The 15449-nt window shown below is 65.2% G+C and carries 14 protein-coding genes and 1 pseudogene; 11 read left to right on the top strand and 4 right to left on the bottom strand.

Annotated features, from left to right (window positions below; genetic code table 11):
* The first annotated feature begins 24 nt into the window (after positions 1-24).
* The gene (locus tag J8J14_RS02340) at positions 25-1167 is read left to right on the top strand and encodes a hypothetical protein (protein ID WP_209377836.1); all 1143 of its coding nucleotides are present in this window, start codon (positions 25-27) and stop codon (positions 1165-1167) included.
* Positions 1168-1354: 187 nt separating this feature from the next.
* Complete coding sequence (locus J8J14_RS02345; protein WP_209377837.1) at positions 1355-2512, top strand: glycosyltransferase family 61 protein; 1158 nt, start codon at positions 1355-1357, stop codon at positions 2510-2512.
* A 100-nt stretch (positions 2513-2612) separates the two neighbouring features.
* Here the strand turns inward: J8J14_RS02345 and J8J14_RS02350 are convergent.
* The 3 genes and pseudogenes from J8J14_RS02350 to J8J14_RS02360 form a co-directional block, all read right to left on the bottom strand.
* Positions 2613-3508, bottom strand: a pseudogene (locus tag J8J14_RS02350) (integrase core domain-containing protein).
* 166 nt (positions 3509-3674) lie between these two features.
* Positions 3675-4646 carry a UDP-glucuronic acid decarboxylase family protein gene (locus tag J8J14_RS02355; RefSeq protein WP_209377838.1) on the bottom strand — a complete coding sequence of 324 codons (972 nt, stop codon included), beginning with the start codon at positions 4644-4646 and terminating at the stop codon, positions 3675-3677.
* A gap of 98 nt (positions 4647-4744) precedes the next feature.
* Positions 4745-5686, bottom strand: coding sequence for a glycosyltransferase family protein (locus J8J14_RS02360; protein ID WP_209377839.1), 942 nt, complete (start codon positions 5684-5686; stop codon positions 4745-4747).
* A gap of 450 nt (positions 5687-6136) precedes the next feature.
* Here J8J14_RS02360 and J8J14_RS02365 point away from each other — a divergent pair, with 450 nt between their 5' ends.
* On the top strand, positions 6137-7369 hold the full coding sequence (locus J8J14_RS02365; protein WP_209377840.1) for a glycosyltransferase family 61 protein: 1233 nt from the start codon (positions 6137-6139) through the stop codon (positions 7367-7369).
* Positions 7370-7382: 13 nt separating this feature from the next.
* Here J8J14_RS02365 and greB read toward each other — a convergent pair whose 3' ends face one another.
* Positions 7383-7907 carry a transcription elongation factor GreB gene (greB, locus tag J8J14_RS02370; RefSeq protein WP_209377841.1) on the bottom strand — a complete coding sequence of 175 codons (525 nt, stop codon included), beginning with the start codon at positions 7905-7907 and terminating at the stop codon, positions 7383-7385.
* A gap of 208 nt (positions 7908-8115) precedes the next feature.
* Between greB and J8J14_RS02375 the strand changes: the two genes are divergently transcribed.
* The 8 genes from J8J14_RS02375 to J8J14_RS02410 all read left to right on the top strand — a co-directional run bounded on the left by J8J14_RS02375 (position 8116) and on the right by J8J14_RS02410 (position 15420).
* Positions 8116-8805, top strand: coding sequence for an HAD family hydrolase (locus J8J14_RS02375; RefSeq protein ID WP_280842828.1), 690 nt, complete (start codon positions 8116-8118; stop codon positions 8803-8805).
* A 120-nt stretch (positions 8806-8925) separates the two neighbouring features.
* Complete coding sequence (locus J8J14_RS02380; RefSeq protein WP_209377843.1) at positions 8926-10026, top strand: CgeB family protein; 1101 nt, start codon at positions 8926-8928, stop codon at positions 10024-10026.
* Positions 10023-10811: a sugar phosphate nucleotidyltransferase gene (locus J8J14_RS02385; RefSeq protein ID WP_209377844.1), complete on the top strand. Its 789-nt coding sequence runs from the start codon at positions 10023-10025 to the stop codon at positions 10809-10811. Before J8J14_RS02380 ends, J8J14_RS02385 begins: the two co-directional genes overlap by 4 nt.
* Positions 10808-11632 carry a TIGR04290 family methyltransferase gene (locus tag J8J14_RS02390; RefSeq protein WP_209378091.1) on the top strand — a complete coding sequence of 275 codons (825 nt, stop codon included), beginning with the start codon at positions 10808-10810 and terminating at the stop codon, positions 11630-11632. The genes J8J14_RS02385 and J8J14_RS02390 overlap by 4 nt, the downstream gene beginning before the upstream one ends.
* Positions 11602-12435: a PIG-L deacetylase family protein gene (locus J8J14_RS02395; protein WP_209377845.1), complete on the top strand. Its 834-nt coding sequence runs from the start codon at positions 11602-11604 to the stop codon at positions 12433-12435. Before J8J14_RS02390 ends, J8J14_RS02395 begins: the two co-directional genes overlap by 31 nt.
* Positions 12432-13478 carry a glycosyltransferase gene (locus tag J8J14_RS02400; RefSeq protein ID WP_209377846.1) on the top strand — a complete coding sequence of 349 codons (1047 nt, stop codon included), beginning with the start codon at positions 12432-12434 and terminating at the stop codon, positions 13476-13478. The genes J8J14_RS02395 and J8J14_RS02400 overlap by 4 nt, the downstream gene beginning before the upstream one ends.
* Positions 13475-14488 (top strand): GNAT family N-acetyltransferase, encoded by a 1014-nt coding sequence (locus J8J14_RS02405; protein WP_209377847.1) that lies wholly within the window; start codon positions 13475-13477, stop codon positions 14486-14488. Before J8J14_RS02400 ends, J8J14_RS02405 begins: the two co-directional genes overlap by 4 nt.
* A complete protein-coding gene (locus tag J8J14_RS02410; RefSeq protein ID WP_209377848.1) occupies positions 14485-15420 on the top strand; it encodes a class I SAM-dependent DNA methyltransferase in 936 nt (311 codons plus the stop codon). The genes J8J14_RS02405 and J8J14_RS02410 overlap by 4 nt, the downstream gene beginning before the upstream one ends.
* The last annotated feature ends 29 nt before the right edge of the window (positions 15421-15449 follow it).

Raw genomic sequence — 15449 nt, forward strand, 5'->3', positions numbered from 1 at the left:
CTCTCGCCCCGGAACGCCTCTCCCTTGACCGAACACGGCAGCGCCGCTGGTGTGGCCGTGTCGGTCGTGCACGTCTCTTCTGGAGTCGTGCGACACGGGGCGGCGGAAGTGGAGGTCGGCTGCGACCCCTCCCTGATCCGCTTCCTGACCCTACAGGCCATTGATGTCGAGGGGAGAGTGATCGCGCAAACGGGATTCAACGAAGCTAGGGTGTCCATACTCGGCGCTACGGCTGCTGCGCGTCTGCCCCTACCAGAGGATCGACCGGTGGGAGCGTTGAGGGTTGTCCCTGCGGGTGCTGAGGCGGAGGTGGAGTACACCCCTGATTTCCAGCTACATCGCCTCTTTTTCGCGTCACCGCAGGCTTTTGCGGCCTCAAAAGTAGCTCGGCGCCGTGGCGAACGCCCGCGGGACAAAGAGACGCACCTCTATATGGTTCGGCAGATGGCCCGCGCATATGCAGTCACGTCGAAAGGGAAGGAAAGCGAGCTCACGGTCACAATGACTTGCAGCTATGGCTACCGGGCCGCCGAATTGCTCGACGAGAAGCACGCGCACGAGAGCCTCACATTGATAAACTGTCTTCATGTTCATATGCAGATGCAGAAGTTTAGTGAGCAGTTGGAGAGCCGCAGCCTCTCTCTACTCACTGCTCAGTGGCACGCGGCGGCGGCAGCCCGGGACCGGGCAGCCTTCGAGGCTGCACTCAGGCAGATACTGAGCAATGCTGAATCCTACTCAAGAAACAGCTTGGCCTTTACGATGTGCTACAATTCCGTTCGTGGGATGGCAGTGCTGGCGGGCTACTGCATCCTTTGCCTTAAAGTCGAAGCAGCCCTTGCGGCCTTGGCTGGTATTCGAACCATTTTGACGGCCGCGGGCCGCGTGTTCGCCTTCCATCCGGCGCATCTGGACGAGTTCACGAGAACCTGCCGGATCGCCGTACCGCTGGAAGACTTCGAAAACGTGCTCCGCGGATCCAGCAACCAGCAGGTAGGTGATATGCTGCAGCTGCGCATGCCGCATGTGAAGCTCACATTGGGCCAGGCGGCTAGCGAACAACTGATACGCCCAAGCATTAGGTCCGATAATCCGGACGCGCTCCTAGTCATCATTCAGGGATTTACGGCCAGCGGCGACATATCGGCCGCCCAGGTCGCTGGGTAGGCTCTCTGGCAGCCAAAGGTATGGTGCGGGCTGACTTTCCAACGTTGTGGCCGCCCCGCTAACGTCGCGTTCCACCAAGAACCTTTGCTAGACTTACTTCGCAACAAAATTCGGAGAAATCGCCCTGCTACTTGATGTCAATGAGATTGCTGGCCGGGGAGCTTGGAGTCTGGCCAGCTTGCCGCGGATGACGTTGCAGGAATGGCTTCCGGCCAGGAGCCATCCGAAGGATGTGCTCGTCGTGATGCGGTCCCCGCAGGTGCTCAGCATTCCAAAGCTCGGCGAGGCCGATGTGGCGCGCCTTCGCGGCCAAGCGGGACTGCCGAAGCAGTTCGCCACCGGGAGCGCTCCCGTGGGCGACCTGTCCGTTGCCGTATTGCACAACTGCCTAGTACTGGGGGATCGGGGCATCATCCTGACTGCAAGTGGCGTCGTGGGCGAGTGCATTGGCACGCGTCGCGTGCGCTTTGGTGAGATGCCCAACTCTGACGACTTAGCCTTACACCTGGAACGCGCCAGGGCAGAACTTGATTCCGCTCCGGTGGTAGATTTGGCCGAGGCTGCCATCGGGTGCATGATTGATGGTGACCTCAATAGGGCTAATTACTATCACTTTCACGCCGAGTTCCTCGCAGCGCTGGTCCTGCTTGGGCGTCTGCAGGCCGAGGCAGACCTTTCCGTCTGCCCGATCGTGATGCAAGGCCTGACGGGATGGCGATCTGAGGCAGCTCGTCTTGCTGGCATCCCGGCGGACCAGCATTTCGCACTGGGCAAGCGCATGGCCCTCGTCCGGCGCCTGTATGTTCCCACCATGCTTCTGACGCGAACTCGTGTAATAGATCCCTTCTTCGGAGAGACCTTCGGGGCGATCCGGTCAGCGGTGATGGCCGGGCGGGACACGGATCAACAGACCCGTCCGAAGATCCTCTACGTTTCGCGTCAGGACACCACCGCGCGACCCATGTCTAATGAGCAGGACTTGATCGAGAGGCTGCGTGAACGAGGAGTGGAAATCTTTCTCGCCCGCGGCAGAGATTACGCCGATCAGGTCGCGGCTTTCGCCGGGCGACGCTTGATTGTAGGCGCCCACGGCGCGGGGCTCACTAACATGGGTTTTGCTTCCGCCGGATCGCGTATCCTGGAGATTTTCCCACCTGCTCGCTATCAAGTTCTCTATTACCGTATGGCTGGAGTGCTAGGGCACGGGTATCGCTGCTTCCCGGCCCGAGGTACCGAGCCTGCCGCTTCGGATAATGAGAGCTGGGAGTTGGAACTCGATGAGTTCCTGGCCGTCTTTGATGAGGTCGCACAGGAATGGAGGGCATCCACTGGCGTCGCCGCGTAGGAGGTGGATCGAACTCAACCCGGCGACGCCCGCGATAAGTGACCAGCCCCCCCGAGGGGGGGGCTATGAGGCGCTTTGGTTTGGTGGTGCAGGTCCAGCGTTAGCCTTCGACGGCTACGGAGCCCTCCGACACCCCTGAAGGGCTTGCCAGAGAACGGTATTCCTGCGGCGTTCTCTGGCCAAGGGCCCTGTAAGGACGGTTCTGATTGTCGTTGCGGTGCCAAGCCTCGATCTCCCGCCGGGCTTCGGTCAGCGTCTCGAACCAGTGCAGGTTCTGGCACTCGGCCCGGAGCCGGGCGTTGAAGGTCTCGGTGAAGGCGTTGTCCGTCGGTTTGCCAGGCCGTGAGCAGTCGATCCGCGTGCCATGGTGGTAGACCCAGAGATCGACGAGGTGCCCGGTGAACTCCGCGCCGTTGGCTGCGAACAGGTTTGCGGCGCCGGGGCTGCCTGCTGCGCAGCGCCAGGCCTTCCTCCCGGTACAGCCGCCACCCCAAGCTCTTGCCCACCGCCCAGCCGTCACACCGCAGCATCACGTGGAGCCGCCGGTAGCCGTCTCGGATCCTCACCCGGGCGATCTCGTGCATGCGCTGGAGGATCTCGAGGCGGGGATCCCGCGTGCTCGGCTTGCGCTGCGTCGGGCGGTGCTGGCCTGTCAGGGCACAGGCCCGCCGTTCGCTGAGGCCGTGACTCGCCGCCACATAGGCGACCCCCTTCTTCATGACCGCAGGCTGGGGTATTTCTTGACAACACATCCTGCAGCACGGCCTCTTCCAGACCGAGCTCCGCCACCAGCCTCTTCAGCCGGGCAGTCTCATCTGCAACCTGTCTGAACTCCCGAATCTGCTCCGACTGCAGACCCGCATACTGCTTCTTCCATCGGTAGAAGGTCTGCTCGGAGATGCCGAACTGCCGAACCAAATCCGCCACCGGCAGACCGAGTCCCGCCTGCTTCAGCACCGACACGAGCTGCTCGACTGAAAAGCGCTTCTTCTTCATGGCCAATCTCCCCGTCCATCCTGGGAAATCCGCCGAAAAATTAACACCTCAGATGGACCACTTTCGCCAGGTCACCTCACCGCTAGGCAACCCTGCCCGATTGAACCACCGCATCCCGGCGGCAAGCGTCCGATCGTCGCCAGCCGGGATGCGCTGCTGGCAGCCCTCACTCCGCTGCTTGCAGCGAACCCGTGCGGCGCAGTTCCTTGTCGAAATGCGCAATCGTGGCACGAAGTCCGTCCAGCAGCTGGACTTTGGGCTGCCAGCCGAGCAACTCCCTCGCTTTGCTAATTTCCGGCCGACGCTGGCGGGGATCATCGCTTGGGAGCGGATGGAATACCAACCGGCTGCGCCCTCCCACCTCAGCCAGCACGATCTCCGCCAGTTCGCGGATGCTGAACTCCTCCGGATTGCCGAGATTGATGGGGCCCGTCACCGAGGTGGGGGACCCCATCAGGCGGACGAAGCCGTCGATCAGGTCGGAAACAAAGCAGAAGGATCGCGTCTGCGTGCCTTCGCCATAGATGGTGATCGGCTCGCCCCGCAATGCCTGGACAATGAAGTTTGACACCACGCGCCCATCGTTCGGGTGCATGCGCGGCCCATAGGTGTTGAAAATTCGTGCGACCTTGATCTCCAGCCCATGCTGCCGATGATAGTCGAAGAACAGGGTCTCGGCGCAGCGCTTCCCCTCATCGTAGCAGGAGCGGATGCCGATAGGGTTCACATTGCCCCAGTATTCCTCTGGCTGGGGATGCACTGCCGGATCCCCGTAGACCTCGCTTGTCGAGGCCTGGAACACTGGCACACGCAGCCGCTTGGCTAGGCCCAGCACGTTGATGGCGCCGTGGACGCTCACCTTCGTCGTCTGCACCGGATCCTTCTGGTAGTGGATCGGCGATGCTGGGCAGGCCAGGTTGTAGATCTGGTCTACCTCCAAATAGATTGGGAAGGTGATGTCGTGGCGGATCACCTCGAAATACGGATTGGAAAGGAGGTGCGCTATATTGTCTCGCGTTCCCGTGAAGTAGTTGTCCAGGCAAATCACGTGATCTCCCCTGGCCAACAGAAATTCACATAGATGCGAGCCAAGGAAGCCTGCGCCCCCAGTCACTAAAACCCGCTTCCGGATATGCATCAAATTGCCTCCTGGTGATAGCCGTGGCGGCGCCAGCCGCAGATACTCAATTCCGCCTGAACAATTTCGGCAGGCGACGAACAGTGCAAATACGAAACTCAGTAGGCATTTGCGAAGAACGAACCCGCAGGCGGCGGCGGCATGTTTCGATGCCCATAGGCCTCATCGCAATTCGCTTTATAGGTTTGTCGCTCTTCGTCATTCATCACGATCAGACGCGCTTCATCCGGCCAGTGGAAACTGCACACACGGTCTGGAAAAATTTGCTCCTGCCCGTAGCCCTTTTTTGAGTAAGCCTCCGGTGTAAAATTTAACCCGGAGGCTCCAACGTAGCTCGCTTGGCAAATGAAAGGCATCAGCCGCACCCGTCCCAGCCAAGCTGTTGCAATCGTCTTCATTGCGTCCTGCGAGAGCGCGCGTGTGGCGAGTCCAAGCGATTTGTGAACGCCGCCAATGCGGGCTTTGGGGCGCTTGCGATAATCGCATTCGGAAACGATCTGAATGTAAGGATCAATGACCTCGCGCACCTTAAGCCAATGTTCGCGGGTCACGCCATAACCCCAGGCATGGCCCATCTCTACAATCGTATTCTGTTTGGCGCGCTGCGTCACCAGCGAAGCTCGGTGATTCCCGTACGCTGCAACGTATCCGACCCGTCCGAAAGACTCCGGTGAGGCTGCATAGTCTAGCATTCGTTGCAAGGTGTCGATATAATGGGGGCCGAGGACCATATCGTCTTCGAAAAACATGGCGCTGGGAAATCGGCGTTCAATGAAAACATAGCGCTCCGCCCGATCGAAGTTGAGGGCGACGCCGATGTTCTTCTCGGAAAGATGTACTGTGCCGTTCGGGAAAATCTCTTGGAACACGGCAACCGAAGTGGCGATCTCTTCATCGGTTGCATACCGCTCGGAGCTAACGAAGTTTACTCCGTTGTCCTGAAACAGATGAACTTCACGCAGGCCATTCGCTACCTGCTCTTGGCCGCGGATCGATAGCAAAGTCTGACGCAAGTAGTCTGGGCGATTGAAGGCCATCACAACGATAGGGCCTAGTGCCGCTGGTGCGTTATCCAGAGCGCCTGTCCGGGCGGGAGAGGTAGTCAAGACCTGATCTCCAGTTCTGTGCTCAAGGTCCGGCAAATCTCAGTGCGGTCAAGAGGCGGCCATGAACCTGATGGCCGGGGCCTCTCCGGCTCGAGGATAGATTGGGGGTGAGAGCCTACTGGTGCTCGCTTCGCTCGAGCACGCCGACCGGTCCAACCTGCGGCCAAACTAGGCCTCCGTGAACTGGCCAACGTGACCGCCGGCCAAAGGGGAAGGCGTGATTTCACGCCTTCGTGTGGGCAGAATAGTGCACATGCGAAGCGCAAACAAGGGAGCAAACAGCGCTCCTCCGTTCTGTTCCCTTCACGAAGTCTGCCGCATTGTTCTTGTCCTTTCCTGCTTTCTCCTGCATTAGCGGTTCTTCTCTCCTTTTACGGATCAACGATGGCCAGCACGGATCGAGAAGACCTTCCTGCGGCTCCGAATGTCATAGAGGATGGTGGCCATCGCTATTCCTTTGCGCCCCGGGTCTATGCCTCAAGGTTGCCTGATATCGCTGAAGCGCAGGAGGTCTGGGCGCCAGTTCCACTCAAAGACCCAGGTGCGAGAATTATCTTTCCTGACGAGATTGCGCGGGCTGGCTTCTTTGATGCTCGCCCTGAGTTCATGGCAAATGAGCTTCCTCTCGGAACGGCTTCGCTCTGCACCTTCCCAAATGCCTCCTTGCTGCACTATCCGCGGATTGAGGGGATGATGGTTAACGAAGTCCCGTATTTCGTGCGTGAAACGCGCGGCAGCCCGCGCGTGCAGCCCGGCAATGACATGCTGCGAAACATGGGTAAGGAATGGTTCGTCAATCTTGAGAAGCCCTTTGCTGGTCACTTGGAACGGGCAGTGGTCTGCTACGACTCTGCTTCCAGAAACTATGCGCACTTTATGATGATCTGGCTGCCGCGCATTATTTTGGCGAATACATATATGGCTGGCGTTGCTTTCGTTGTGCCAGATCTTCCAAGCTACGCAGCATTGGGTGGGGCGTCGATCCGCAGCGAATTGCTTTACCGGCTGCCGGATATTATGCCCCTGACGCAGGACAACTTCTATTGGCACCTTGGCGAAGGGCGATGGGAGTTGGAGGAAGCTAACATTGTCTCGGTTACGCCTGATCGCTGGCTCCTGATTTTCCATGAGGAGGTTCAGGCGGCTTTTACGCGGATTGGCGGTGAGGCACTACGTCGGCACGCCGCTATAAAGGGCAGCAAGCAAGGAAATGATCTTCCTCGTCGAATTTACGTTTCGCGCCAAGGTGCACAACGTCGCCGAGTCCTGAATCAGGAGGAACTCGACCCGGTGCTGGAGCGGCATGGATTCATCCATGTTAAACTGGAAACGATGGATTTTTTCGAGCAAGCTGCCCTCTTCGCACGAGCAGACGCCGTTATTGGGCTGCACGGTGCCGGCCTTGCCAATACGCTGTTCAATGACGGCCGCGCGACGCTGGTCGAAATTTACCCTGCCGGCGAGGCACATCCACATTTCGCCCTGTGTGCGCTCAGCCGAGGCTGCCGCTACATTCCGGTCAGTTCCCGAAAAGTGAGCAAGCATCGCGACGTGTTAATAGATCCGGTGCAGGTGGATCGTGCCCTGTCTCTCATCGCCACTTCGGCAACCACCTGATGATGCGGTCTCCTCATTCGGCGCGCGGCCCCGGATATCGGATCTCCAAGATCTCGATGCTGCTCGGCCCCGTCGGGGTGCGTACCACCACCTCGTCGCCAACCCGCGCGCGCAGCATGGCCAACGCCATTGGCGAGCCGATGCTGATCTTGCCTGCCGCCATATTCGCCTCGTCCACGCCGACGATGGTGACGGTCCTCTCCTCGTCGCGCTCATTCACGTAGGTGACCGTCGCACCGAAGAAGACCCGGTCCCGCTGCGCTTGTGCCGCGGGATCAACCACCTCGCCCGACTCGAGGCGCTGGCTGAGGAAGCGGAGCCGGCGGTCGATCTCACGGAGCCGGCGCTTGCCTTCCTTGTAGTCGGCATTCTCGCTGCGATCGCCATTCCCGGCGGCCCAGGAGACGATCTCCACGACCCTGTGCCGCTCGGTGCGCATTGCCTCCAACTCCGCGCGCAGCGCGGCCTCGCCCTCCGGCGTCATGTAGAACCTGCCGCGCGGAAGCCGCGGCGGCGCGCCCTCGTCATCCTCGTCCATAAGCCCATCTCCCCCGTGGCGGCGCGCCCATAACATGGCAAGGCTTGCAGGAGAGGGCCCGGCGGAAGCTGCCCGGATCGTTCAACATTCCTTGGGCGGGCCAGTCCGGCCCTGGCCCGCACTGGATGCCTTCCCCATCATCCCGGCCTGGTCTGGCAAGGGGAAGCGTGTGCGGCGTGCTGGCACGATCGTGAGGGAACGTCCGGCGATGTCCCCCACGCCACTGGCGCCCGAGGCGGTCGTGCTCGACATGGACGGCACCCTGCTCGACACGGAGGAGGCCTATCGCATCGCCCTCCAAGAAGCGGTGGAGGCTTGCGGGCATCGGGCCGGCGAGGATTTCTACGCCGCGCTGGTGGGCATCTCCAGCCGTGAGCGGGGGGCCCTGGTCCGAGCCGCGCTCGGTCCCGATTTCCCCTGGGAGGAATGCCTGCGCGACTACCGCGCACGAAAGGCACGTCTGCTGTCCGGCGCCCTGCGCAGCAAGCCCGGAGCGAACGAGCTGCTGGCCGAAATTGCCGAGCAGCGCTTATCATGTGCGGTCGCTACCTCGGCCAGCCGGCGCACGGCTCTTGTGGCCCTTAAGGCTGCCGGGCTCCTTCATTCCATTCCGGTCCTGATCACGCGCGACGACGTTTCCGCCGGGAAACCCGATCCCGCCGTTTTCCTGCGTGCGGCAACCAGCCTGGGCGCGGAGCCCGCGCGCTGCCTTGCGGTGGAGGATTCGCCGCCCGGCATCACCGCCGCGCTCGAGGCGGGGATGCGGGTGGTCATGGTGCCGGATGTCGTCCCGCCCAGCGCGGCGTTGCGCCAGGCCGGGCTGGTGATCGCCGCCGATCTTCTGGAAGTGCGTGCCATGCTGCGGAACTTACGCAATGGTGAAGCCCTGATGCCTTGATGGCACGCGGCATCTGCCCAGGATTGTCTCTGAATTTCCGGACGGAGCTGATGCCCGCCAGGCCTGCCACACCCGCTGCGGAACTCGAAGCATGTCCTTTCCACCTGTGAGGAGGGCTGCATGAGGCTCGTCGTCTTCGGGCTCGCGGTCTCCTCATCCTGGGGAAACGGCCATGCCGCGCTGTGGCGGGCCCTGATCAGCGCGTTGACCGCGGATGGCCACCGCGTCACCTTCTTCGAACGCGACGTTCCGTACTATGCCGAACACCGCGATCTGCACGGCCTGCCCGATGGCGGCGAACTCGTGCTCTACCGCGACTGGGCGGAGGTCCTGCCTCGCGCGCGCCGCGCCCTGGCGGAAGCGGATGCCGGCATGGTCACCTCCTATTGCCCGGATGCGGCAGAGGCCACGGCGCTGGTGCTGGGCAGCCGCGCATTGCGCTGCTTCTACGACCTCGATACGCCTGTCACCCTCGCGCGCCTCTCCGCCGGGGAACCTGTCGGTTATATCGGCCCGGAGGGGTTGGGAGAGTTCGACCTCGTCCTCTCCTACACCGGCGGCGGCGCGCTGGACGCCCTCCGCGACAGGCTGGGCGCTCGCCGCGTCCTGCCACTCTACGGTTCCGCCGATCCAACCATTCACTGCCCCGCGCCGACGGAGCCGCGCTTCGAGTCGGTGCTCTCCTATCTTGGTACCTATGCGGCCGACAGGCAGGCGGTTCTGGAGCAGCTCTTCCTCGAACCCGCGCGGCGGCGGCCCGCGCACCGCTTCGTGATCGGCGGCGCGCAGTACCCACAGGATTTTCCCTGGACCCCGAACACCTGGTTCCTGCGCCATCTGCCCCCGGCGGAACACCCCGCCTTCTATGGCTCCTCGCGTCTGACGCTGAACGTCACGCGGGAGGCAATGGCGCGCTCGGGCTGGTGCCCCTCCGGGCGGTTGTTCGAGGCCGCGGCGTGCGGCGCCGCCATCCTCTCCGACTGGTGGGAAGGCCTTGACGCTTTCTTCGAACCTGGGCGCGAGATCCTGATCGCGCGTTCGACGGAGGACGCCCTTGCCGCGATCGACCGCTCGCCGGAGGAGCTGGCCGCGATCGCCCGGCGTGGTCGCGAGCGCTGCCTCGCCGAGCACACCGCGCAGCGCCGCGCGCGGGAGCTCGTGGCCGCTCTCGAACCGGCGGTTTCCTCCGCACTCTCTCCTGCCGCAGAGGCAGGAGAATGAGCCGTGTCTGGGGGGTCGTGCCCGCGGCGGGGCAGGGCACGCGGATCCAGCCGCTCGCCTTCTCGAAGGAGTTGCTGCCCGTCGGCAGCCGCGTCGATGAGAGTGGCGTCGAGCGCCCGCGCGCCGTCAGCGAGCATCTGGTGGAGCGCATGGTGCTCGGCGGCGCGGACCGGATCCTCTTCGTCATCTCGCCGCTGAAATCGGATATCCTTCGCTATTACGGCGCCAGCTACGGCAGCGCCGAGATCGCCTATGCCGTGCAGGAGCGCGCCGCGGGCCTCTGCGATGCCATCTTCCGCGCCGTCCCCTTCATCGCGCCGGAGGATCAGGTGCTGGTGGGCCTGCCCGACACGGTCTGGTTCCCCGCCGATGCGTTGCGCCATCTCCCCGACGACCGCCTGAGCTTCCTGCTCTTCCCCGTGGAACGGCCCGAGCTGTTCGATGCGGTGGACACGGATGCGGAGGGCCGCGTGCGCGAGATCCTGGTGAAGCGTCCGGGCGCTGCGACCAACTGGATCTGGGGCGCCTTCAAAATGCCCGGCGCCACGCTCCATGCCCTGCATGCGTTGTGGGAAGCGCGCGAGCGGGAGGACGAGTATATCGGCACCCTCGTCAATGCATGGATCGCGCGCGGGAACGATGCCTGGGGCCTGCGCGCGGGAAGCAGCTATGTGGATACGGGAACGTTGAACGGATACCGCGATGCCTCCCGGCTTCTCGATGGACCGGGCGACCTGCTCGGCCTGCCGGATGGCAGGCGCGGCACGGCGGGAGAACAGGCTTGAGCGAGACGGATATCTGGACGCCGGAGCGAATTGCCGCGCGCGCCGCGGAACTCGGCCCCTGGTTCCACAACCTGGATCTGCGCGGCGTGCGCACGGCACCGGGCCATTTTCTCGGCGATTACCCCGCCAGCAAGTTCCGCAACTTCTCCCATGTCATCCCCAAGGACCTGACGGGAAAGAGCGTGCTCGATATCGGCTGCAATGGCGGCTTCTACTCGATGGAGATGAAGCGGCGCGGCGCGGCCCGCGTGCTCGGCGTGGATTTCGATGAGGACTACCTCGCCCAGGCCCGCTTCGCCGCCGAGGTGGAGGGGCTGGATATCGAGTTCCGCCGTCTTTCCGTCTATGATGTCGCGCGGCTCGGCGAGCGCTTTGATCTCGTGGTCTTCATGGGCGTGCTCTATCACCTCCGGCACCCGCTGCTCGCGCTCGACCTCATCTTCGAGCATGTCGCGGATGACATGCTGCTCTTCCAGTCGCTCCAGCGCGGGAGCGAGCGGATTGCGCCGGTGGAGCCCAATTACCCCTTCAGCGAGACGGCCATCTTCGACGATCCCGGCTTTCCGAAGATGCACTTCATCGAGCATGCCTATTCGGACGATTTCACCAACTGGTGGGCCCCGAACCGTGCCTGCTCCGCCGCCATGCTTCGCTCCGCGGGCTTCGCGATCGAGGCCGAGCCCGAGCCCGAGGTGTTCCTATGCCGGCGCGCGAAACGCTCCCAGGCCTTCTACGGCGCGGTCTATCCCGCGCGCGGTCCGGATGATGCGGAAGGCGGCGGCGTCGCGCCATGGGACGAGAGCAAGGGCGCGCCCGCCTGAGTGCCGGGGCGCTGCTGACGCGTCTCGCGCGGCGCGAGCCGCTGGAAGATCCTGTAGCCATCGTCGTCGCGCACCCGGATGACGAGACGCTCGGCGCGGGCGGCGTGATGCCGCTTTTCCGTGACCTTCTTCTCCTGCAGGTCACCGATGGCGCTCCGCGCAATCTGGAGGACGCCCGGGCGGCCGGCTTCTCCACCGCCGAGGACTATGCCGAAGCGCGTGAGCGGGAGCTGCAGGCCGCCCTGCGCGTCGCCGGTGTCGCGCCGGGCCGAGTCAGGCTGGGCGCGGCGGACCAGGGCGCCTCATTGAACATGCCTGCCATAGCCCGGGCCATGGCGGCCCATCTGGCACGGCATGGCACGCGCTGGGTGCTCACCCATGCCTATGAGGGCGGGCATCCGGATCACGATGCCACCGCCTTCTGCGTGCAAGCGGCGGCGGCGCTGCTGGCGCGCGGGGGTGGGGAGGCGCCCGCGATCCTGGAAATGCCGTTCTATCATGCTGCGCCGGATGGCTGGGCCATCGGCCGCTTCCTGCCCGGCCCACCGCACACTGTTCTGCAACTGACAGAGGGCGAGCGCGCTCGGAAGCGAGCGATGATCGATGCGTTCACCACGCAGGCCGGCGTCCTGGGCCAGTTCCCTTTGGACAATGAACTCTTCCGCCAGGCCCCGGCCCATGACTTCACCGCCCCGCCACATGAGGGCCAGCTTCTCTATGAGCGGCATGGCTGGGGCATGGGGGGCCAGCGGTGGCGGGCGCTCGTGGCAGAGGCATCCCTGGCGCTAGGCCTGGCCGTATGAGCGGCCGCGCGCTCACCATCCTTTCCGTCGCCTATCCGCTCGCGCCGGTCGGGCCGGATTCCGTGGGTGGCGCGGAACAGGTCCTGTCCACGATGGACCGCGCCCTGGAAGCCGCCGGTCACCGCTCCATCGTGGTGGCCCAGGAAGGCTCCAGCGTGGCGGGCAGGCTGCGTCCCGTGCCCCGCCCGGCCGGCGCGCTCGGCGACGACGCGCTGAAGCGGGGCGAGGCCGAAACCGTGGACGCCATCGCCAATGTGCTGCGAACCGAACATGTGGACCTCGTCCACCTCCATGGCCTGGACTTCCACGCCTATCTCCCGCCGCCGGGCCCGCCGGTGCTTGCCACGCTGCATCTCCCGCCGGCTTGGTATCCGAAGGAAGCGCTGCAGCCGCGGCGCCCGCGAACCTGGCTGCACACGGTGTCGGCTTCCCAGGATGCGGCAATGCCCTGCCATGGCGGCAGCATCCTGCCGCCGGTGCCCAACGGCGTGCCGGTCGCCGAACTGGCGCGGGCACGCCACGCGCGCCGGCGCTTTGCGCTCATGCTCGGCCGCATCTGCCCGGAGAAGGGGCAGCATCATGCGCTCGACGCCGCGCGGCGTGCCGGCATGGCCCTCCTGCTCGGGGGGGAGGTGTTCCCCTATGAGGCGCATGAGCGCTACTTCACCGAGGAGGTAGCGCCGCGCCTGGATGCCTGCCGGCGCTTCCTCGGGCCACTCGGCTTCACGCGCAAGCGGCGGCTCCTCTCCGGGGCGCGCTGCCTTCTCATCCCCAGCACGGCGCCGGAAACCAGCTCCCTCGTCGCCATGGAGGCCGCCGCCTGCGGCACCCCCGTCATCGCCTTCCGCTCCGGCGCCCTGCCGGAGGTGGTGGAGCATGGCCGCACCGGCTTCCTCGTTTTGGACGCGGCGCAGATGGCGGAGGCGATGGCGGCCGTCGCCGGGCTGGAGCCCGAGCTGATCCGCGCCGTCGCGCGGGAGCGCTTCTCCCAGGAACGCATGGTGGCCGACTACATCGCCCTCTACAGGCGTCTCGCGCCATGAAGGCGGAGCTGATCACGACGGACTCGGCGCTGGCGGCGCTCCGGCCCGAATGGGAGGTTCTCTGGAGCAAGGCCGCCCGGCATCCAGGGGTTACCACGCCCTTCCAGTCCCCGGCCTGGCTTCTGCCCTGGTGGGACGCCTTCGGCACGGGCCAGCCGCGTGTCGCCGCGCTGCACGGCGCGTCGGGCCTGGTCGGCCTCCTGCCCCTTTACATGCTGGAGGAAGGCGGGGGGCGGAAGCTCCTCCCCATGGGCGTCGGCATCACCGACTACTTGGACGCGCTCATCGATCCTGCCGCCCCGGCCGGGGCCGCCTCGATCCTCCTGGAGACGGCGCTCGGATCGGCCGCCCGGGATGGGGTGGCGAGCTGCGACCTCCCCGACCTTCCGCAGGGCGCCGCGCTCCACAACGCCGCCGCGCCACCGGGCTGGCGCGCGGAGGCCTGGACGGGCGAGCCCTGTCCCGTCCTCACGCTGCCCGCCAGCCCGGAGGCGCTACGCGGGCCGGTTCCCCCCAACACGCTGCGCAAGCTCCGCATGTCCCGCCACCGCGCGGAGCGGGCCGGTGGCTGGTCCGCGGCCACCGCAGGGTCGGATGAGGTGATGCCGGCCTGGGACGCACTCGTGGCCATGCACCAGGCCCGCTGGACGCGGCGGGGGGAGGGCGGTGTCCTGGCGGATCCCCGCGTGCTCGCCTTCCATCGCGCCGCGCTGCCGCAACTGCAGCAGGCCGGTGCGCTGCGCCTTCTCACGCTTCGCATCGCCGGCGAGGTCGCGGCTGTGTATTACGCCCTGGCGGCCGGCCCGGACCGGCTGCTGTTCTACATCAGCGGCTTCGACGAGGCCCGCGCCTTCGAAAGCCCAGGGACCATCCTGCTCGGCCACGGCATCGAGGCCGCCATTGCCGAGGGCCGGCGCGAGATCCACTTCCTCCGCGGTGGCGAGGCCTACAAATACGCCTGGGGCGGGGTGGACCGCATGAATACCGGGCGCCGCCTCCTGCCGCCGTGACGGAGCAGGACCCCATCGCCCTCTGCCTCGCGGGGCGCATCTCTCCCGAGGTGGCGCTGGCCCGCCTTCTCCTGTCCGGCGCCAGCCCGGCGGCGGTGGCGCAGGCCGTAGCGGCGCGGCGCAGCCCCGGCCCCGCCTGGAGCCGGCTGCAGGCCCTGGCCTCGGGAGGGGAGGGCGGGATGGAAGCCCTTTCCGCCATGATCCAGGAGGCCGGGGTGGACCATGCCACCTCCGGCGCCCCGCCGGACGAGGCCGTCGCAGCCATCGCCGCCCTGTTCGACCGCGCCGTGGCCCGCGCGCCCGAGGCCAGCGTCGCGGCTTATTCCCTTGGGGATCCCGCCATCCTCGCGACCGCCACGGCGGAACTCATCGCCTGGCTGGAGGGAGAGGGGCTCATCGGCCCGGAGCGGGACGTGCTGGACCTGGGCTGCGGCATCGGCCGCGTCTCCGCCGCCCTGGCTGCGCGCTGCCGTTCCGTGCTCGGCCTGGATGTCTCCCCGGGCATGATCGCCGAGGCCCGGAGGCGCCACGGGTCCATCCCCCGGCTCCGCTTCGAGACGACGCCCGGCACGGGCCTTTCCTCCCTGCCTGAACGTTGTTTCGACCTGATCCTGGCCGTGGATAGCTTTCCGTATCTGGTCCAGGCTGGGGCTGAGGTGGCGGAGCGGCACCTGGCCGATGCGGCGCAACGGCTGCGCCCGGACGGGGCCTTCGCCATCCTCAACCTCTCCTATCGCGGCGACCTCGCCCAGGACCGCGCCGATGCCGCCCGCTGGGCGGAGCATGGCGGGTGGCAACTGGCGCTGAACGGGACAAGTCCCTTCACCCTGTGGGACGGGGCCGCCTTCCTCTTCCTGCTTCCTCCCCCCGGCACAAAGGGCGCGCCGGAACCGGAAGCGAGCACGGCCCACATTCCAGCCCCCAGGCCCTGACATGCCGCCGCACCAGCCCTGAGAGCGTT

The organism is Pararoseomonas baculiformis (assembly GCF_017813395.1).
Lineage (GTDB): Bacteria > Pseudomonadota > Alphaproteobacteria > Acetobacterales > Acetobacteraceae > Roseomonas > Roseomonas baculiformis.

Bases quoted from the DNA above. Each gene is read 5' to 3' on its own strand.
- J8J14_RS02345 (WP_209377837.1), top strand. From the start codon at position 1,355: ATGACGTTGCAGGAATGGCTTCCGGCCAGGAGCCATCCGAAGGATGTG.
- J8J14_RS02355 (WP_209377838.1), bottom strand. From the start codon at position 4,646: ATGCATATCCGGAAGCGGGTTTTAGTGACTGGGGGCGCAGGCTTCCTT.
- J8J14_RS02365 (WP_209377840.1), top strand. From the start codon at position 6,137: ATGGCCAGCACGGATCGAGAAGACCTTCCTGCGGCTCCGAATGTCATA.
- greB (WP_209377841.1), bottom strand. From the start codon at position 7,907: ATGGACGAGGATGACGAGGGCGCGCCGCCGCGGCTTCCGCGCGGCAGG.
- J8J14_RS02375 (WP_280842828.1), top strand. From the start codon at position 8,116: ATGTCCCCCACGCCACTGGCGCCCGAGGCGGTCGTGCTCGACATGGAC.
- J8J14_RS02380 (WP_209377843.1), top strand. From the start codon at position 8,926: ATGAGGCTCGTCGTCTTCGGGCTCGCGGTCTCCTCATCCTGGGGAAAC.
- J8J14_RS02385 (WP_209377844.1), top strand. From the start codon at position 10,023: ATGAGCCGTGTCTGGGGGGTCGTGCCCGCGGCGGGGCAGGGCACGCGG.
- J8J14_RS02395 (WP_209377845.1), top strand. From the start codon at position 11,602: ATGGGACGAGAGCAAGGGCGCGCCCGCCTGAGTGCCGGGGCGCTGCTG.
- J8J14_RS02400 (WP_209377846.1), top strand. From the start codon at position 12,432: ATGAGCGGCCGCGCGCTCACCATCCTTTCCGTCGCCTATCCGCTCGCG.
- J8J14_RS02405 (WP_209377847.1), top strand. From the start codon at position 13,475: ATGAAGGCGGAGCTGATCACGACGGACTCGGCGCTGGCGGCGCTCCGG.